This is a genomic window from Humiphilus diazotrophicus, from assembly GCF_059726315.1.
Genome location: NZ_AP040870.1, coordinates 5,735,243 through 5,755,647, shown reverse-complemented (window position 1 = coordinate 5,755,647; position 20,405 = coordinate 5,735,243). Strand labels below are relative to the sequence as shown.

At 48.1% G+C, this 20,405-nt stretch carries 16 protein-coding genes; 4 read left to right on the top strand and 12 right to left on the bottom strand.

Features of this window, described 5'->3' with window-relative positions:
* Nucleotides 1-19 precede the first annotated feature (19 nt).
* From AC6I7T_RS23570 to AC6I7T_RS23525, 10 genes are all read right to left on the bottom strand, one after another.
* Nucleotides 20-277 (bottom strand): PqqD family protein, encoded by a 258-nt coding sequence (locus AC6I7T_RS23570; RefSeq protein WP_497790212.1) that lies wholly within the window; start codon nt 275-277, stop codon nt 20-22.
* A 7-nt stretch (nt 278-284) separates the two neighbouring features.
* Nucleotides 285-701 carry a PqqD family protein gene (locus AC6I7T_RS23565; protein ID WP_497790211.1) on the bottom strand — a complete coding sequence of 139 codons (417 nt, stop codon included), beginning with the start codon at nt 699-701 and terminating at the stop codon, nt 285-287.
* Nucleotides 702-752: 51 nt separating this feature from the next.
* A complete protein-coding gene (locus AC6I7T_RS23560) occupies nt 753-2,006 on the bottom strand; it encodes a B12-binding domain-containing radical SAM protein (protein ID WP_497790210.1) in 1,254 nt (417 codons plus the stop codon).
* Nucleotides 2,007-2,127: 121 nt separating this feature from the next.
* Nucleotides 2,128-3,444 (bottom strand): B12-binding domain-containing radical SAM protein, encoded by a 1,317-nt coding sequence (locus AC6I7T_RS23555; protein WP_497790209.1) that lies wholly within the window; start codon nt 3,442-3,444, stop codon nt 2,128-2,130.
* 12 nt (nt 3,445-3,456) lie between these two features.
* Entirely contained in the window at nt 3,457-4,500 is a 1,044-nt protein-coding gene (locus AC6I7T_RS23550; protein WP_497794644.1) for a radical SAM/SPASM domain-containing protein, read from the bottom strand.
* An 89-nt stretch (nt 4,501-4,589) separates the two neighbouring features.
* Nucleotides 4,590-5,975 carry a B12-binding domain-containing radical SAM protein gene (locus AC6I7T_RS23545; RefSeq protein WP_497790208.1) on the bottom strand — a complete coding sequence of 462 codons (1,386 nt, stop codon included), beginning with the start codon at nt 5,973-5,975 and terminating at the stop codon, nt 4,590-4,592.
* 11 nt (nt 5,976-5,986) lie between these two features.
* Nucleotides 5,987-7,345 (bottom strand): B12-binding domain-containing radical SAM protein, encoded by a 1,359-nt coding sequence (locus AC6I7T_RS23540; protein ID WP_497790207.1) that lies wholly within the window; start codon nt 7,343-7,345, stop codon nt 5,987-5,989.
* A gap of 33 nt (nt 7,346-7,378) precedes the next feature.
* Nucleotides 7,379-7,756 carry a PqqD family protein gene (locus tag AC6I7T_RS23535; protein WP_497790206.1) on the bottom strand — a complete coding sequence of 126 codons (378 nt, stop codon included), beginning with the start codon at nt 7,754-7,756 and terminating at the stop codon, nt 7,379-7,381.
* Between the two features lie 189 nt (nt 7,757-7,945).
* Nucleotides 7,946-8,596 carry a hypothetical protein gene (locus tag AC6I7T_RS23530; protein WP_497790205.1) on the bottom strand — a complete coding sequence of 217 codons (651 nt, stop codon included), beginning with the start codon at nt 8,594-8,596 and terminating at the stop codon, nt 7,946-7,948.
* A gap of 1,394 nt (nt 8,597-9,990) precedes the next feature.
* The gene (locus AC6I7T_RS23525) at nt 9,991-10,155 is read right to left on the bottom strand and encodes a hypothetical protein (protein WP_497790204.1); all 165 of its coding nucleotides are present in this window, start codon (nt 10,153-10,155) and stop codon (nt 9,991-9,993) included.
* Nucleotides 10,156-11,603: 1,448 nt separating this feature from the next.
* On the opposite strand from AC6I7T_RS23525, the gene AC6I7T_RS23520 reads away from it, so the two are divergent.
* From AC6I7T_RS23520 to wecB, 4 genes are all read left to right on the top strand, one after another.
* Entirely contained in the window at nt 11,604-12,323 is a 720-nt protein-coding gene (locus tag AC6I7T_RS23520) for a response regulator transcription factor (RefSeq protein WP_497790203.1), read from the top strand.
* A gap of 418 nt (nt 12,324-12,741) precedes the next feature.
* On the top strand, nt 12,742-13,293 hold the full coding sequence (gene nusG / locus AC6I7T_RS23515; protein WP_497790202.1) for a transcription termination/antitermination protein NusG: 552 nt from the start codon (nt 12,742-12,744) through the stop codon (nt 13,291-13,293).
* A 76-nt stretch (nt 13,294-13,369) separates the two neighbouring features.
* The gene (locus tag AC6I7T_RS23510; RefSeq protein WP_497790200.1) at nt 13,370-14,254 is read left to right on the top strand and encodes a glycosyltransferase family 2 protein; all 885 of its coding nucleotides are present in this window, start codon (nt 13,370-13,372) and stop codon (nt 14,252-14,254) included.
* A gap of 173 nt (nt 14,255-14,427) precedes the next feature.
* Complete coding sequence (gene wecB, locus AC6I7T_RS23505; RefSeq protein WP_497790199.1) at nt 14,428-15,603, top strand: non-hydrolyzing UDP-N-acetylglucosamine 2-epimerase; 1,176 nt, start codon at nt 14,428-14,430, stop codon at nt 15,601-15,603.
* A gap of 241 nt (nt 15,604-15,844) precedes the next feature.
* Here the strand turns inward: wecB and AC6I7T_RS23500 are convergent, their stop codons facing one another.
* Both AC6I7T_RS23500 and AC6I7T_RS23495 read right to left on the bottom strand, forming a co-directional pair.
* A complete protein-coding gene (locus AC6I7T_RS23500) occupies nt 15,845-16,906 on the bottom strand; it encodes a glycosyltransferase family 28 protein (protein ID WP_497790198.1) in 1,062 nt (353 codons plus the stop codon).
* Between the two features lie 108 nt (nt 16,907-17,014).
* Entirely contained in the window at nt 17,015-19,189 is a 2,175-nt protein-coding gene (locus AC6I7T_RS23495; RefSeq protein WP_497794643.1) for a peptidase domain-containing ABC transporter, read from the bottom strand.
* Between the last annotated feature and the right edge of the window lie 1,216 nt (nt 19,190-20,405).

The following is a 20,405-nucleotide window of genomic DNA, read 5'->3' as shown; positions in this document are numbered from 1 at the left end:
AAATCGGACTCGCCGTGAGTCAGCCACCCTCTAGCAGACGTTCGAATAACTTTGCCACATCATATTGAGCCCTTTCCGCTGAGATGGAATAGCGTGCTGCCTGGATTGAGGCGACTTGTCCTATGGTGCGGAATCCATTCAGCTCCGCAACGAATTTGGTAGCAGTCAAATTCAGCAGTACCTTCTGCTTGTAACCTGCTCTAAAGAAAACAGATCCGAAAGATCGTTGCTTCCAAGTAACATTGGAAGACACACTCAATACATCAGATAATTGCATAAGAGTCTCACCATCCCATTCCACGCGCAAATGCATTGATAAAGACAGTACGGCTAAGCTCAATGAGCCGTTCAAGATGCTGAACATAAAGGGGACCATACCGCCACCAGGGATGAACCGTTGCATCACAGCTTTCCAGCCGCTTGTAAACGCGAACTACGTCGAATATCATTTGCTCCTCCGGAACGCTATAGAGCAAGGAAAGCTCAGCAGCAATTTCACCCAAGGTCTGTTGACCTATCTTCATTCGCTCAACAATGGCGAGGGCCGTGGAATTCAGACGCAGATTCGTAGCCATTATGGAATCATGGAATCTAGCGCCATCTCCATCTACTTGCCTCAGGATTTCCGTCCACTGGTGCAAGCGTGGATGCAAACTCCGAAACCAGCGTAAGTGCCATCGGCCTAGGCTTGTATTCTGCATGTGCGGCTACTTTGAGAAAAGGCAATTCATCTTCATCGATGGTCGAGTCCTCTAGAGCTTGCCCATTGCACCATAGAGTGCCTTCCTCACTTCAGCAGCTGACAGGTGCGCAGTTTCGGTAACAGGCGCGTTGAACGAGTATTGATCCCAATCCCGAGTTAGAAACCGGATCCCCAAGGACTCGGCATCCTGGTAGATGCTGGTCCCTGGTAATGGTGTAAGCGGAGCATAGTTGCTGATTACCCTCCCACGTTTGCTTCCGCCACGATTTGGAATGGAACTACCCAACTGAGATAGCCGTCGGCCAAAGGCCATGGTTTGGCTCACAGTCTCCCATGTGTCCCATGGATAGCCGATTATGAAAGAACAAATGATGTCAAGGCCAGCAGCCTGCGAGAATTCAACTACCCGTTCAACTTGGTCGAGGCTAATTCCCTTGCGGATCAGTTTCATTATTTCAGAATTGCCTGTTTCAACTCCATACTGCACCTCTACGCAACCGGCTTCAAAGAGCTTCCGTGCCAGCTCTGGGGTCATGGTGTTGACTCGCGCTTCACATACCCATTGGACCCGTAGACCTCGGCCAATAATCAGGTCACAAATCTCGATAGCTCGCTTGGGCCATAACGTGAAAGTATCATCTGCAATGAAAAATGAATCCAGTCCGTACTGCGTAACCATTTCTTCAATTTCGCTTACCACTGTCCTTGGAGAACGCGCACGATAAGGAGGATTGGGATACAACGTCCGAGCCGCGCAGAACACACAGCTAGATGGACAACCACGAGCTGTGATCAAAACCCCAGGCTTTGCATATCGATCCAATTTGAATAGGTGTCGTGCCGGAAAGGGCAAACTATCTAGATTTGCGATCAACGGACGCGGTTCAGTCTGACTGATGCCTGAGCCATCCCGGAAAGCGATGCCACGTACGGCCTCAAGAGATAAAACGTCCCCGTCAAAATAGCGCATCAAGTCGATCAGGGTTTCCTCCCCTTCCTGTCGAACTACAACATCCACCATCGGGCACGCCAGTGTTTCTTCAACTAGAAAAGTAGCTTGAGGGCCACCTATGACTATTTTTGTTGTAGGCGAAACTCTTTTGATAATTTGTGCCGACCGCAATGCATTCTTGTAGGTAACAACCATAGCACTGAGGCCCACAACACGAGGTTGTCGTTCTCTCACTAGTTGTCCCAATTCGAGGCCGCGCAAACCATCGACCTGCATGTCCACTATGTCAACGGTATAGCCGGCATGCTCCAAAACCGCCGCCAAATACCCTAGACCCAGAGGGGGACTCAACCCCCTTTCACCTTCCTGTGAACGGAAAGCGATGCTAGGGGGGGCGATTAGCAGCACATCCAAAGCCATGTCCCCTCCACTCTGCTCGGAAACGATCTACATATACAGACCATACCTACCCTTATCGGAAACCCGACATGTGAAAATTTCGGATCTCAGCGGCACTTAAGTAGGGTGTTTCTATAACCGGTTCCGCAAAAGTATACCGATCCCAATCTCTATGCAAAAAACAGATCCCGAGTTCCGCGGCGTGTTCGTAGAGATAAGTTCCAGGCAGTGGCGTTAGAGGTGCGAAACCCACGCCCACCCGACCACGCACGGGGCGACCGGCGGATGCGTTTACGCTACCTAGTTTTGACAATCTATGCCCGAATTCAATCGTCTCTTGGATTGTCTCTGGTCTATCCCAAGGGAAGCCGAGGATGAATGAACATACTACGTTCAATCCGATCGCTTGAGAATAATTGACAACCTCTTCAACTTGTTCCAATTTTATTCCCTTGCGTATGAGTTTCATGATTTCGGAATTTCCTGTTTCAACTCCAAACTGCACTTCGACGCAACCTGCCTCAAGCAATCTGCATGCCAATTCGGGTGTCATGCTGTCCACCCTTGCTTCGCAAATCCACCTAGTATTATTCAAACCCCTGTCAATAATGTGCTCACAGATCTCCAGTGCACGATGTGGGTGGAGTGTGAAAGTATCATCAGCAACGACGAAAGAATTCAAGTGATATTCTTTCACCATTTCTTCGATTTCATCGACCACTAGCTGCGGAGAACGTGCTCGGTAAGGCGGATTCGAGTAGAGAGACCTGGCAGCGCAAAACACACAATGGGACGGACAGCCGCGAGCGGTAATCAGAACCGCTAACGCATAATGATCCATTTTGAATAGATGGCGTGCAGGAAAAGGTAAACTGTCCAGATTTTCGATGAGGGGTCGTGGTTCGGTCTGCACAATCTGGTCGCCATCGCGAAAAGCCAATCCCCGTATCGAGTCAATCGTCGGTCCTTGGCCGTCATAATGTCGCATCAATTCAACTAGGGTTTCTTCGCCTTCGTAGCGTACGACTACATCAATTGCCGAACAAGCAAGCGTCTCTTCCACCAAAAATGTGGTTTGGGGGCCCCCCATTACAATTGGCGTTTTAGGCGATACCTCTTTGATAATTCGTGCTGCGCGGAGGCCATTTTTGTAGGTGTTAACCATTGCGCCGATACCTACTACCCTCGGGCGACATTCCAGAATCAATCGCCTCAAATCGGTTTCTCGTAGCATCTCGGCTTGCATGTCCGTTACCTGTACTCGGTAACCAGCTCGCTCAAGCACCGCTGCCAAGTAGCCTAGTCCCAACGGCGCCAGGAATGTACCTTTCCCAAATTTCAACACGCTCGTGCTCAAAGGAGGATTGAGCAACATAACATCTACTTCCATTTTGATTCCCTTTTAGTGATACTCCCGCCACTCGGCCACTGCCGCTATCTCCTTGAAAAAGCAGGCCCGACGTACGGCAATTTCATGGAGGAGGTGCGGTTCCTCCAAAGCCTTGGTTATTGCCATAACAACTTCTGATTCCCTCAGCAAGTCACAACAAAGCTCACATAACCCGTTTCGAGGATAGTGTAGCTGTAACTTTTGACTAAACCCTCTTTCAATAGCAAGTTGAGCCAAGTAACTTGGCCCCCAGAGGCGTAGGGCCTGAACATATGCGCTTTTTTCCGCCCTAGCTAAGATCTCCGCCAGAGTTTCCTCCTTCAGATTACCCAACCGCAATGGGTGCTTGCCGCGAGCACAGTCGAGCGGAGGTGCGCAGCAAGCGTATACCGTGCCGTTCTTGTCAACCAAAGGCACATTTGCTCGATAACATGAGCCGTGCGGTATACGATTCTCCCAATCGAACCGCTGCGCATTCAAGTGTTCGGCAAAGCCTTGTCGAACTATTTGAGTCGGAACGATCGGTACTGGAACATCCAGTTGAGATTCCACCCCAAGCTTAAAATTTGAAAAATCCTCTGTACGACAATGAGCAACAACGAGAACAGCTCGAATTCCCAGAGCATAAGCCTCCTGTACAGCATTGAGAGCGTAGCTCACCGGGATTTGCGCAGAATGGAACTCGTCAACGCTGACAGCCAGATCTGTTAGGCCTGGTAGTTTTTCCAAGAGCTTCCGAGCATCTTCTCGACGACTGGCCCAGTATGCATTTGTTACGATATTGACTTGTAAACCGAACATCGCCGCCTGGGCAACAGCGGACCGTAATTTTTCGAAACTACAAAAAACCTCTCCTCCGGTAAGGCTAATCAGCTGAATATGACCCAAGCGCGCTGCCTGCGAGATCCAATCCAGAAGGCACTCTTGATCAGGAAGATCATGGCGATCCAATTGATATCCAAACATACAATGTGGACAATGCAGCGGACAGAGCGTTGTACCCCATAATGCCAGAATCTCTTGGAATCCAAACACCCCCTTTCGCGCCTTTGGCATAGGGGGAGAAATGTACTCGGACAGCGGAGGAATAGCCATGCAACTCCTATCTTCTGGTATGACTCTCATCTTTCCCAGCATACCGCGTACTAACATGCTTCCGATTTTCCAGAACGCACAGCTCTTGGAGTGCCATTATCCGCGCAGGTAGCGCATAGCCGTAAATCGCGCAACTCTGCGACGCTTAGATGTTCTGTTTCTATGATCGGGGCTGCCATTGAGTAATGGTCCCAATTCTTTGAGACAAACCGTATTCCAAGCTCAGATGCGTGCTCATAGACAAAGGTTCCCGGAAGTGGCGTGAGATGATAGTAAGCAGCAGTAACCCATCCTCGACCTCCAATTGGCTTGCAATTCGGGCCACTTGCACCTAGATGTCGAAGCTTATTTGCAAACTCAATCGACTGCTGGATGGTTTGCCTGGTATCCCAAGGAAAGCCCAGGATGAAGGAGCACATTACATTTAAACCAGCCGCTTGGCTAAAGTTCACTACTTCCTCCACCTGCTCCAACGTAATTCCCTTGCGGATCCGCCTCAGGATCTCAGGATGGCCACTCTCAACTCCATAGAACACCTGGCAGCAGCCAGCCGCCCGCATCTGTTCAACGAGTTCAGGACTCATGGAATTCACCCGCGCCTCACATGTCCAACGAGCCCTTATCCCGCTGGCAATCAAGAGATCACAAATCTTCAGCGCTCTCTTTGCCTGCAGCGTAAACGCATCATCAGCGATGAAGAACTCCCGGATACCAAAATGTTCGACAAGATTGCAGATCTCTTCAACGACGGCTTGCGGAGAACGAGCTCGATAGACCTGCTCGGGATACAATGCCCTTGCGGCACAAAAAACACATTGTCCAGAACAACCACGTGCAGTAATTAGCACTCCAGGTTTGCTATAGCACTCCATCTTGAATAAATGACGAGCAGGTAAAGGCAGTTGATCCAAATCCTTAATCGGTCGGCGAGGTTTCGTCTGATAGATACGTGTACCATCACGGAAGGCTATTCCTGAAATCTTATCTAGCCCAGGCCCTTCGCCATCGAAGTAGCGCATAAGCTCAAGAAGAGTTTCTTCTCCTTCATGGCGCACCACAACATCAATAGCTTCACAATCCAACGTATCCTCAGGCAAAAAGGTTACATGAGGTCCACCCATAACTATCTTGATATGAGGAACCGTCTGACGGATCAGCTGTGCCACTCTCAGACCGTTGTTATAGCTTCCAACCATGGCGCCAATACCCACTATCCGTGGCTGGCACTGAAGAACGTGTTGTATTAGGTCCACCCCACCCCACCCAAATGCATCCATATCGACGAGTTTCACTTGGTATCCCGCCCTTTCCAGGACAGCCCCAAGATAACCTAGGCCGAGTGGGGGTATAAAACCGGTTCCCCTGATACTCGAAACATTACGCACCAACGAGGCATTTGGTGGGACGAGCAGCAACACGTCGCATTTCTCAGTCACATTGTCTCCACTTACCTAGAATGCGCAATTGCTGATCGAGTGGCTTCCACATAGAGACTTCGCATCTCCTCGGAACTTAGATACCCTGTTGAGATAATTGGAGAGCTCATCGTAAATCGATCCCAGTCGCGAGAGAGAAAGCGTATGCCTAGTTCGTCCGAATGCTCATACAGATATGTCCCGGGTAGAGGTGTCAGATAGGCAAACATCGCATTAACCAACCCACGTCCTGACCCTCCCATATTGGGTTCTCTTGCGCCCATTCTCCGCAACTTGTTAGCGAATGCAATACTCTGCTTGACAGTTTCCGCCGTATCCCATGGAAATCCAATGATGAATGAGCAGATCACATCCATACCGGCAGCTTGAGTCAAGTCCACCACGTGTTCGACCATCTCGAGAGAAATACCTTTGCGGATCAATTTCATAATTTCGGGGTTGCCAGTCTCGACGCCGTATTGCACCAAATAACAACCTGCCTGACGCATCTTGCCAACTAGTTCTGAAGTCATTGAATTGACGCGTGCTTCACAAGTCCAGCGCGCCTTTATCCCATTTGCGACAATCAAATCGCAGATTTCGGCTGCACGCTGCGGTTGAGAAGTAAAAGCGTCATCAGCAATAAAGTATTCATCAACACCAAAGCGTTCGACCAATTCTCGGATCTCGTTCACGACCGATTTTGGGGAACGCACTCGATACCGTTGTTCCGGATGTAGGGCATTAGCGGCACAGAAAACACACTGCGAAGAGCATCCACGAGCGGTGATGAGGATTCCCGGTTTGGTATACAGAGATCCCTTGAAGAGAGTTCGATCTGGAAAAGGGATGAGGTCCAAATCGGCAATTGGAGGACGTGGACAGGTCTGGTATACGTGATCGCCATCGCGAAATGCAATGCCGCGAATTCGGTCCAACGCCAGCCCGCTCCCGTCGTAGTGGTGCATCAGTTCTACGATTGTCTCTTCACCCTCATAGCCGACAACTACATCAACATATGGAAAAGCTAAGGTTTCCCTAGACAGAAACGTGGCCTGGGGTCCCCCGATCACAACTCTAGTTCCAGGTGAAACTTCTTTGATGATCCGAGCAGCACGCAAGGCATTCTTGTAGGACACTACCATGGTGCTTATGCCGACCACACGTGGATGGTACTTCCGCACACAATCAGCAAGGGCAATCCCAGGTAGATTTTCCACCTCAAGATCAATCAATCCCACTCTGTATCCAGCACGGCCTGCTGTGGCTGCTAGATAGCCCAAGCCTAGTGGCGGTATAAAGCCCTTCCGAGATGCTCTTTGCTGATCCGACGATCGACGCAAGGTGGCGCTAGAAGGAGGCATAACAAACAAGAGATCGTACTGTTCCATCCGTAGTCCTTCTCATGCCAATGGCATTCCCATCTACAATGGAGTCCAATCGATCTCTAGAACGTTATAGGGCTCAAGCTTTTCAATTAACTGACGCACGTCCCTGGTTGCTTGCTCGCAATCAAGACCGAAACGCTGCATCTGTAACTCGACAATCTGTCCAATGGTGTGAGTACCGTCGCACATTTCCCAAATCCGAGCGGCGGAGCTATTTAGAGTGATCTTGGATCCCCTAATTCGAACGTCCTTTTCGCCGCGTTGGGAAGCTGCCTCGGCCTCCGCCAATTGGTCAAAATCAATGGGATAGAGAACGATTCGTTGGCGCTTATCTGCATCCTCTTCGTACTTCCAGACATGCAGAATGTCCTTAGGTGTCAAGGTCTTCCAATCTTCTCGGTCTAAGACAGACATAGTAATCCTTTCTATCAAGTTCCTTCCGGTCAGCAGAGAGTCATAAGACACTATTCTCATGCCCGGATTGGTACATAACCATATGAATAGACCCTACTGCAGATCGCCTCAAAGCTATACCCCACAATAATCAACAGAATCCGATCGTGAAATCGTGCATAACATCCAGTATTATGCATGAGTGATATATTACAACTCCGAGGATATTGCATTCCTATCGGATTTACAGATAAGGACCAAAGCGGCCCGACCGATAGCGGACCAGGTCACACCCCTTTCGCGCATTAGCTGCCTAACCTTGCTTCCATCGGTAGGCCCAAACGGCACTAATGACGTTATCTGCGAAAAGGTCACAGCCATCCAAAAACTCCATCCTACCCAACGGTAGCTTCCCAACCCAGGCATAATTATTAGAGTCAACATGATCAGAACCGAAACACACAAGCCTGAAAATGAACCCATAAGCAATATGAGAGCTATATAGGCATATGGCACATCTGCACGTGACGCTGCAAAGCGCACAAAAGGAGCTCGAAAGGTTGGCAGGACAACTGCCACAGGATAGTCCGGCCCTACTAGGCGTGCACCTGTAAGTGCGTGTGCGAGCTCATGTACTGCGCCGCATATTCCGATCGAGACAGCTGCAATCATTACGGGCGCTACTCCCCAAATTATCGACTGTGTCCAAGACCAACGAAAAGCGATTAGCATCACTCCTGTAGCCAACAGTGCAGGCACAACCGCTCCCAGTGCGGTACGCTGTATCATCGGCAACACAACCATTCCTAACAACCTCAATGGATATCGAATGTTTAGCTTCGAAAGAAGAATCACTTTCACGGTGATTACCTTTGCACGTATCGCAGCGAGTGTCCTGATTTCGATATATCACCTCAACGGAACTCGGATCGAGTCCATCGTCAAGGGAGATATGCTTGCGAAATACTGTCTCACCACGCGCAGTTCCTTGCATAAACTGCCGCTACGACGGCGGCGGCTGCCGCTGCCGCGGGTGGTATTCCCCCCGCCGTTTCGTAGTAAGACGCTAGGTCATACTCCGTTTCTACTACATCAATTTCCGGTGTTTCATACTCTCTAGGCTGTCCGTCGTCTCTAGGCTGTTTGTTGTCCATTCCTCTTAAGTCTCCCTTCTATACTCAAGGCTCGAAGAAGATAAAACAAAATAGAGTATTGGTAATTCCCGCTCACAAAGTGTGAACCGACGTGATGGCCAAATAGCCAATTCCAAGTCTCAAACCGTTCTTGCAGTCCTACACGAGTGTATTCCATTTACAGGAGGCAAAGCTCACTGACACGCATAAGTGTCATTTTGCCGATCGAGTAGAATCCGTCTGTCGTCGTTATTCGACACAGAAATCTAGAGGTTTTGAATGGATGCTACAAGACCTGTTCCTGGAGAAGTATCTCCTGGCTGATTTCAGCCAGACTGCAACAGCTGATTGTGATATGAAGTGCGAATCACGGGTTGTGATGGTGTCATCGTGAATTGAGAGGAGTCCGCTGGCGGGTTCCCTTTAATCCTAGTCCCGAATAAAGCACGACGGATTGCTGCACTGTACACAACCACGGGAAAGTTTCTCGAACACGATGACAAAGATGTGAAGTACATCAGCTTCAATGTAATTCCTTCTCGTTAATCTCGGATGGACACGACAATCGCCAGCATGTGAGTCCAGCATCTTATCGAGATGACGACCGTTTTGGGTGAATTGAGGATGACATCTAGTCAAACTAGGCTCCGATAGAAATCAGGACCATTGATTCCAGGAGTACCTCATGCTGACAAATGAGATAGTAAGATCCATCCTTCATACAGATTTTCCGTCCAAAGCAAACCTCTGGTCCGCTCCGTGATCGATGGGCCAGTTTGACGCACGATATGCGGTAGCCATGGCAATAGCGCAAAGGCCACGTTAAGAAATAGCTCATTGACGGCAGATGGTTTCCATGTCAAACATTGCGATGAATTGCACGTACGGGAATGTTGGCAATTCACTTCGCGACGTCCCCGGATTGCTCCTACCCGGAGACATCGCGACTCCTTCTATTTAAACCGCCAATACACTTGGACCCGTCAATCTCTCACAACTATTCATCGTTTGCTTTGTCTTCTAAGAAGAACTCCGTATATTGCTGAGCACTACTTATACTCGCATCTGAACATTTGCACAAACAATGGGAAGCCTCGCCATCATTTGTTTTGAAAGACCAAATTACCAAGCGCAATTCTTCGAATATACGGCCACGACAATTGCAGCAGCTGCGGCGGCTGCAGGCGGAATTCCCCCAGCAGTTTCGTAGTAAGACGCTAAATCATATTCCGTTTCTACTACGTCGATTTCCGGTGCTTCGTAGTCTGTAGACTGATGATCGTCCATTTCTCTCAACTCTCCTTTCTAGGTCTAGATTTCATGTGATAGATCGAACAGCTTATTCAATACAGTCTCTTGCTAGCTACTGATCGTCGAATATGCTGTAGTTCTCGAAACACGGACCGTAATTCCGCGATCCTTGAGCTGCTGTTGATCGAGCTGGCTTCAGGATTCGAGCAATATGCAATACCAGCGAAGCTCGGATCCCGTTTGTCTTTGATATTGTCGTAAGAGAAGAGAATCGTTGAAATACTTATCTAGAGCAAAGACTTTCACTAAACAATCTTAAGAATTCGTGAAACGTGCTAAATCGTCTTGATAAGTACGATCTGCCCGTGTCCGGATATGCTGCCGCCACGAAGAGGTGGCCAGCTGGCACCTCTTTGGTGACCCAAGGAAATTACGACGACCATATCACCTGATAATCTACTGGTCAATCATTAAATACATGGAGTCCATATCTAACTCCGACGGTTGAGAATAGGAGCAAACCGGATTACGAACAATGCACTGGACATCACCTCCCGAGCCAATTCAGGATCACGCTACGAAACCCCACCTCGCCTCCACTTGCATACTTGTTTCTTTAGCTCCAAAGGGTGTGTTTTCTACCAAAAGGATCGGCATATCAACTATGGAAGAAGAGTCTGGGAGTTATCACACCAAAACACCAGGAACTTTCAACCGAGTTTGTCAACAACTACATTCGGCCGTTTAGTTCAAAACAGCATTTACGAGCCTCTGAGTTCTACACCTCCCGGGAGGTACTAGCCACATCTGCTCGAATTGTGATGTAGCGCACAGGAGCGATAAAGAACAATTTCCGATAGATTCTTTCGTTGAATTCTGTGCGGTCGTTGTATTGTGTGTATCTGTTATATTGTATAGTTGGCTGTGGTGTATTCTCCGATAAATAGAATATTTACGATCGAAGGAGAGCAGCCAAATAGAAAGGAATCGCGCGAGACCCACGTCATGTCTAGTGGCCACAGATTCAACAACTTGCGATGTGCTGCTGAATTTGAGATCACGAGATCGCTCCGACAAGGAGACAGCTACAGATAGTCAATCTCATTCACTCAGCAGTGCGACACCACATGAAGAGGGTCAATCTTTCGACCGTTTTCAACAGAATTAGTCCGGAAGGGATTGGCGATACTACGAGAAATCAGGAGGAATTATGGACCACGCTAGTTACATTCAGAGTCAGAACAAAGCCATCCGTCTGCAGCAATGTCTTTTACCTCTTCTTCTAGCGCCAGAATGTTATATCTGCACTACTCACTTCTGGATCCTCCACACAATTTCCGCTACATAGCCAATCAATACAGAGCGCAGCATACGCTCCGATCACCGATGCAAATACGCTAGTCGAGAGCAATCCGCTCGATGTAATCCAATCGGCGAGTCTTCCCCGCGTAATGTAGCGGAGCAAGAAGTGGGAGATTATCGGAATGGCTGGCATTACTGAGAATCGAAATGGAACATGTGGACAAGTAGGTACAAGATCTCTGATTTGTGACGGAGTGTCTGTCCATATCCTCTCAAAACACAAAACATTGGTAGGTATTATTAGTGGGATACTCTGTCGGCATGGTTACCGGTTATCCGAACTAAAACGAAATGAGGTGAAGACAGCCACTGTATATGTTATCGACGTATTTCCACTGATCAGCATTCATCACCTCTCAACAGGACTGCCTCACTCACAAATGTGCTACTTTTTGGCAATATTGCCGCCTTGCGATCAATCACGCCCTCTACTCTCGTTGCTTGATCTTGGATTCGCAGGCTGCATCCCTGCTGAAAGGTTGGCTGAAGACCTCGTTGACGCTATTCGCTCTGTTTGCCGAGGCAAACTTTGGATTCCACCTCTACCCTCTCCCGCCACAGAAAATGATACCGCTGATTCATTCAATCACGAACCACAAGAGTTCATCGCAATACTTACCAAAAGAGAAAAGCAAATACTTAATTTGACTCTGAAGCGAGCAACAAACAAAGATATTGCCAATCTCCTCGGGATCTCCGAACGTACTGCAAAATTCCATATGCATAATTTGTTGGCTAAAGGTGGCGTGGGATCTCGAAATGAATTAATTAGAAAGTGCATGAACCATCCATGTGATCCGGGAGTGAACACGAACGAATTGGTTACACAACAGCGAAGTTAACCCGTTAGCTCCCGCTCTCCGGAGGACGAGAACTTGTTCCATTTTCCTACGCTCAACGATCTTGGACCCACTAAGGAGCCTACATAGGCTCTTGGTTCCAGGGCGTTCTCAATACGAGAGTCTATGATATATGCTATCTATGCCATGTTTTTCGATAAACTTCGGCCGAGAGTCAATCAATAGCATTAACGTTTGACCATAGATCTAGGAACGCTAGCTACACTTTTGTCGCAACCTCTTCCCTGTACCTGGAAGGTACAGCTTCCTGTACCGAGCAAAGAGGGAGGTACAGTAGACATCCGGGCGAGCTTGCCATACGCTGTAGCCTAACGTTGACCATACTCGAAAAGCGTAGCTTAAGTCATCTCATCATTACTTACATGGCTGCTTAATCTCTTCAGCAGTGAGGGTATATGTGATGGATTCTGCTCTAAACGGAAAGTGGTTGGCTCTTGCTGTCACAACCCGGGGTGAACCTGAGGTGGCCACACTCTTGCGCAATGCCGGATACGAGGTCGTTGCACCTCAATTACCACCATGTACAAGTTGTACTCGACGCTGTAATGGACGTTCGCTATTTCCAGGTTATCTATTTTGCCGACTGGACTTCCAGAAAGAATTGAAAATCATCTCGATACCTGGAGTCAAAGACTTTGTTCATTTTGGACATACGGTTATACCAATTCCAGAAGATGAGATCAGGAGTTTGGCAATTATCAATGCTTCCCCCCGCTGCAAATATGCAGAGCCCTCCCTATATCAGGGAATGGCCATCTCTATAGTTCGCGGTCCACTTGCCGGAGCTCGTGGCGTCCTCTTACAAAGAGATGCCGAAAGACATGTAGCGATATCAATAAATATCCTAAATCGATCAGTTCTTGTAAAACTCAACTATGATGACATTCTCATCGAAGATGCAAATGATCGCCAATGCGCCACAATTCGAAAACCACAAGAGCTCCTTCTCTGATGCGGCATGCTGTGGATCTAGAAAACGGTGCTTGTGATCCAGAAGTGCACCAGTTCCTCCTGCTGAAAGGACCGGGATGCCGAGCGCTATCGTAGTCACTTATAACAACATCGAGACAATCGTTCCTTTAGTGCAAGGACTTTTAGTGGACGGCATTGATGTCGTTGCAGTGGATAATGGCAGTGATGATGGAACAGCGGAATACCTTAAAAAAGAAAGGCACATTCGCAGCATTCTAAACTCGACCAATTTGGGCTCCTCTGTTGCCCGAAACCTTGGAATCTCGGCATGTCACGGTCCTTACTTGCTAATAGACGGCGACATCGGCTATCTTCCTGGAAGTTTTCGCTATTTGATGGAACTCCTCAGCCTCCATAGCGTTGCCTGTGTTGGTTTTGATCCATACTGTTGTACTGCAGATCAAGCTGAAATTTGGCCTTCGTTTCCGCCTCGTAACATTGATGTCGAACCGGGATGGATAGCCTACACCCAATATGGCCTCTTTTCTGAAGAGGTGTTCTCGCATTGTTTGTTCGATGAGTCCTACGGGTTCGGCTGGGGTCTTGAAGACGACGACCTTTTTCTTCAAATGTGTTCGCACCAGTTGGTCACTATACAGATTCGCTGGCAGTATTACCATCGCAGACATTCTTCCCTAGCAGCACTACTACGTCGCGGTATTGGCCCAAACTACGTCCGTAGAAGTGAACACTTTGAACGGAAATGGGGCAAAGCTTATGTCCCGGGGCTTGGAAGGGCTCGCACCCAACTTAACAGCCGTCAGCTTATGTTGGTTGATTGGCACATGATTGGAGGTATACCACTCCCTCGAATTGCTGAGTTCATGAATTGGAATCTGCAATTGACGCAAGAAGAATGGGCTTCTGCCGTAGAGTGGCTCCACAAGTTCCGTATTGAAAACGCTGACCGTATTTATTCCCCGCGCGAGAAGCACCATTAGTCGCGAAGTTGTGGCCGTTTTACTGTTTCTTCAAAATTGATATCCGGAGGCAATAGCCACGAAATGATTTCCGTTAACAGATGCCATATGGCACTTCCGCTCTGGATGAGATCTGTGAAGCACGTAAGGCATACCCATCGAAGTCTTGAGGCAATAGATAAAGCAACTCTCTAATGGGAAATAAGAACAATGCGACTATTCTTTTTATCTTTGGCACTCGACCAGAGGCGATCAAACTAGGTCCACTCGTGCACATCATGCGTGACCAGATGGTTCACACCATCTTCATTTGTACTACCGCCCAACATCGCTCCCTACTGGATCAAGTATTAGCCACTTTCGATATCACACCAGATGACGATCTCGGTGTTATGCATGCGAACCAGACTCTCTTCTACTCAACAGCGACAATGATTTCCCGCCTTGAAAAGATCTTTCGTAAGAGAAGCCCCGATCTGGTCGTTGTACAAGGCGACACTACCTCCGCTCTCTGCGGGACGTTGGGCGCGTTCTATGCAGGTGTACCGGTTGCGCACATTGAAGCAGGCCTAAGAACAGGGAATCTCTATAGTCCGTTCCCTGAAGAGGCAAATAGAATAGTAATCTCACGATTGGCCACTCTTCATTTCGCACCCACATTACAGGCTGCGTCATCGCTTAGGGATGAGGGAATCGCGGCAAATCACATCTTTGTCACTGGTAACACTGGAATTGACGCGGTACTATACGCGCAAAAGCGACTTGCTACTGAAACTTTCGAGAACCTTCCCTCACGGATGTTTCCGAAAGGTAAAAAACTGATCGTGGTCACTGTCCACCGGCGGGAGGTTTTTGGCTTCCAGTTCGAGCAAATCCTATCTGCGCTAGTTTCTCTTGCTGCTGACAAAAGCCTACATATTGCTTTCGTTGCTCATCCCAACCCACATATTGGGCGTGTAGCTATGTCACGGTTATCCCCACACCCCAATATCACAGTTCTCCCACCGTTAGACTATCTCTCTTTTGTTGATATTATGAATCATGCATATATTCTTCTGACGGACTCTGGTGGGATCCAAGAAGAAGGTCCGTCTCTAGGGAAGCCGGTTCTTGTTCTGCGCGACGAAACCGAACGCCCTGAGGCCGTAGAAGCAGGCACAGCTATACTTGTAGGTACACATCCGCGCCGTATTCTAAGCGAAGTCGCTCTTCTCCTCCACTCTCCCGAGGAATATAGACGACGAGCGACCACTTCCAATCCATATGGAGATGGTCGTGCCAGTGAACATATAGAGCGAATCATCACCAAATATCTGGCTAGGACTACCAAAGTACGAACGCGTCATGTAGAGACTGCATCGACCGGCTGAATGCAACTGTGCTGCCCGCCTAAAACCGAACACAACGGGATACTGTTTTCATATTCAGAGTCGGAGCGAGCACAGCGAAACGCAGATCATCACGGCATTGACACAGGCAGAAGCGGGCCGACGAGACAATGATGTGGGCCGCGAGTACAGGGTCGGCAAGCACACCATCTATGCCCGGAAGGAAAGGTTCAGCGGGATGAACGCGACCGAGACGGAGAACAAGCTCTTGAACCTTTTTTGCTCAACAAGCAATTTGATCGATCTGATACTGCAGTCGGTTTACGATTTTGGCTAGACCATTTTCTAGAGAGGGAGTCGAGATATGAAGGCATGATCTTTCCATCTGTCTGCAGATTAGGCTACATAAATCCCCAATGCTCGCAGTGCGAGCGTTAAGAGACAGGTTTGTGGATATTTGATGACTTAAAACATCGTGTATCCAGTTCGTACCATTTGAAAGAAAGATGGAAGGCACTCCCAGTAAGCCTAGCATATTCAGCTGCTCCCCTGCAGTCTTTACGATGACTACGTCGCTGCTTACCATCCATTTTTCAACCATTGGAATATACTCAACAAGAGAAATGTCGCTCCTCCCAGAATATTGGGACCTCAACCGCTCATAGTCATTACCGGCAACCCATACAAGGTGTTTCTTGAAATACCCAAGCTTTTCAAAAGCAGGAATTATGAGACCTGCGAGTGGTGCGCTTTCCTCAGAGTCTGGTCCCGAAATGTAGAGAATAATCTTTGTATCCTCGGGCATCCCAAATTCGGCTCGAATCTTCTGTCGATCCTGGCGAGTACACTGAAAGGGCCTAACGACAGGGCCAGAGTAACATACCTTTCCGCGAAGATACGGGGGTTCAGTGAAGATACCAGAGTTCGCCAAAAATACTATCTCGCGAGTATACTGTAGTTCTTCCATCAAGAGGTCAGACGGGTCGTGAAACCAGTTAGTCAGAAAGATAATTGGAATAGAAAACACACGCGATGCTGGTATCGAAGCAAATTCCTCATGCGCAAACACCAGTGAAGGATTCATTCTGGCAACAAGACGTGTACTACGAACAATGCTTTCACAAAATGAACAATCATCAAGTAAATTGAGGTTAATGACCTTTTCAGTGTTTGCCGAAAGTATTTTGGCACCTGTCCCATAGGACACAAAACGAACATCTAGTCCGCTTGTGCTCGCAAGCAGCTTCTGCGTAATTAACAGGTCAGAAAAAGCACATTCTTGTCCAGCACCTCGCGTGAAGAACAAGACCCCTATCCTCTTTGTCGAGAAAGGCTCGATAGACATCAGTAATACCCATCCCTGTCGAAAGCTACATATAACTTATTTCGCATCTTCAAGTTGCTCCCTGAACGTTCCACACTTCGACCTTCACACTGATCTTGCTCCTAGGGGTTAGGTCACCATAGTGACGTCTTTGTTTTTTGAGCTGCCGCCTATCAACATACCATCTTTCAATACTAAGATTTGGTCCGCGTCGCTAATACAGCTTTTTCGATGAGTAATTATTATGCGGGTGCAGTGGAGGTGGCTGAGATTGTCATCGATGCTTCTTTCTGTGGCTTCATCAAGATTACTAGTGGCCTCGTCTAATAGGAGAATAGCAGGCTTTGTTCCAAGGGCACGTGCAATAGTTAGGCGTTGCCTTTGCCCACCTGAAAGGTCCCCCCCTCCCTCAGCAATAACTGTTTCGTATCCCATCGCCATGTCCATAATCTCGTCGTGCAGACACGCGATTTTTGCCGCGCATATAATGTCACTATCCGACATGAGCGGATTGTGAGCCGCGATATTTGAGCGAATAGATCCTTGAAATATAACGGGATCCTGAAGCACTACGCCCAACTGCTTTCTTAAACTCTGTAAGTTATACCTGCTTAAAACCAAATCATCATAGAGAATTACCCCATCTGTTGGAGCAAATAGTCCTAATAACAGCATGGCGAATGTGCTCTTTCCCGAACCCGTGGCTCCGGCAATCACAACCTTTTGACCGCTTTCTATTTTGCAGGATATATTTTGGAGTATCAGTCTACTTTTTGCTGAATAGCCAAAACTCACATTACGCATCTCTATCGATCCTTGCAAACGTCCAAACTCCGATTCTCCACCCTGATATCGCTCATGAGCTACGCCAAGAACATCTGATACCCGTTCGATATGTGCAGAGGCCATCTGAAGTTGTTGGGCAGAAGCAATTAATTTGGAAATAGGATCAAGCATAGCGGATGCCAATGCAGTACAGCCAAAGACCGTTCCCGTTTGGACGTCCCGCCTCAAAATTATCAATGTCCCAACACTGAGCAGAACCGCTGGGCACATCCAGTGTAGGAACATAAATGTGCTCTCGATTTTTGCAGACAGAGCATTCCTTTCGACTCCGATATTTAATTGAGTGGCAAAGATGTTACTCCAGCGTCTGAGTGCATAGGCCTCGCTCGCAGACGCCTTAAGCATTCTTATTCCCCTCACAACTTCCACTAGATAGCTCTGCTCTTGAGTTCTGGCCTCGAGTTCACTGCGAACCAATTCCGCGAGCCGGGATTGAGTGCAGAGAACCACCACGACTTCAAGTCCGGCAAATGTTGCCATTATTAATCCGAGGGGTGGGAGTTCTATAAGCAAAATTGCAAGATAAACTAGAAGGAATAGACCATCCAACACTGCGGATACCGTCTGCGTCGCGACCATTTCTCGAAGAATCGCATTACTCCCCACTCTATTCAATAAATCACCGGAGGTTCTACTTTGAAAGAAGGACAACGGCAACGACAGCATGTGTTCTACAAATCCGTACATTACATGAAGATCTATTCGCACTCTGAGTTGAATGAGTAGTTGTGTCCTTAAGTAGGCTAGTATGGACTGCGACATGATTGCTAAACATACTGAAACAAATACCAAGGATAGTGTATTCACTGCATGCCGAGGAATCACATAGTCAATAAGGTCCTTCATCAGCAGAGGACTTGCCAATCCAGCTAACTGCAGAAGAAGACTGGCAAGAAGTATTTGACTCAGGAATATCCACAGCTTTGGGGTCTCAGAAATGCGATTAATGTAGGATTTTGAAGGTGAAGTTGAACTTACCCCTACCGTCTGGAAATCTGGCCCTGGGGTAAAAATCAAAATGATTCCCGTGAAGCTTCTATCGAAATCCGAAGGAGATACGACCATTCGACCGCAGCAAGGATCTACGATGTGCGCCTCAGAATCCAACCACTCTTCTAGGACGACGTAATGATTAAAATTCCAATGAATAATCGCTGGAAGCTTCAGATTTGAAATAGACTCCGGCTCCATCGAATAACTGTTGACAATAAGGCCGAATTTGCGGCCAACTTCCACTAGAGTGCTGGCAGTCGTTCCTTCGCGACCAGTACCGCACAGATCGCGTATTTCCGCTACCATCGTTTTGCGGCCATAGTACCCCAGGATCATCGCCATACAAGCAGCACCGCACTCCCCGGCGCACATCTGTTGAACGTAGGGTACTCGACGGCGCTTTCGCGGTCTAGCTATGAAACGATAGATGCCTCTGCCGCATAAGGTTAGGTTTGGTCCGAACATTTGAGTTATCCTGCTTTCGCTGATAGATGCCAATGTGCCTGCAAGACTACTCGGCCAGTTACTCCTTGTGATTTCGAGCAATCAGACAACTGTTTTCTGTCTCCGACTTTCGCAATTTCACAGCCAAAATCCCAATCTTCAACCATGATGCGGGTCTATGCTTTTCCTTAGATTGTCAGGCATTGGGAAACGAGAACAATTGCCCGACAAGCGAGGTGCTGCTCTGTTCTGCTGGCAAAGATCAAAGCATTTTTCAGATCTGGAGGTGAGATAGGAACATCAAAACGGCAGCTGCTATCGCAAGAAGCGTAGACATTAACCAAGCCGCCCAGAATGAACAACCCTCGCGAGTTCTTGGAACAACTTGGTGTTCCACTTGGAATCTGTATGCGTTCAATGCGTGCTGTCGGAAAGGATTTCTTGTACTCGAATTACGGTTAGCTAATCTGGAGTCCGACATTGATTTCCTGTTCCTTATCAAGAACCCGTTGCCATCTTGCTGTTGCCACTGTTTCAATCCAACAGGGGCCAGAATTGTGAGAATTTCTATCGATTTTTTCGCTTTTGCCGAGCCATAGCAGAAAAGTCATCCCCATTAGCATTCATGCGGTCCCGCATGCGGGCATTGGATAGTTACATCTTGGATCAGGTCATCTCTAATAGAAAATGAGATTATTTTTTAGTGTTGCCAAGTTCGCTTTCAAGGCGTCGAGGATAGTTCGCGAACCTCACGGCTGAGATCCTTCACAAAGCAATGAGACGACATCCGTCTTGGTTTCAGAGCTGCATTATGATGAAATTCTTCAGGCACCAGAGTTAGCACTCTTTGCCAATTGGGACAAAAGACTAGCATCCGGATACATGCTGCGGATAGATGAAATAGTGGCACATGTCAGCAAGATAGACTGCCGTCCCAGGTTGTCGTGCAGTTCCTCTTAGTACGAAAGGCATTGGCCACCAGGACACTCTGACACGAGACAACTCAACAGCCATTAACTTTTGATTAATCATCATCGACTAGTCGCAGCGCGCTGTCAATCGCTTATTTTCTGGCCTGGCTGTGGCAGTGACGTGCCCCTGTAGTCCGCACGTTTGTGATTATGAGATTAGCCGACTGTTGATGCGTTGTGGAGTTGGAGAACTCCGAAGGCGTTTTCCAACTCCGCAACGCGTGTTTGAAGGTGTTCATCTCCAGCGCAAAGCACTCGCGCATATC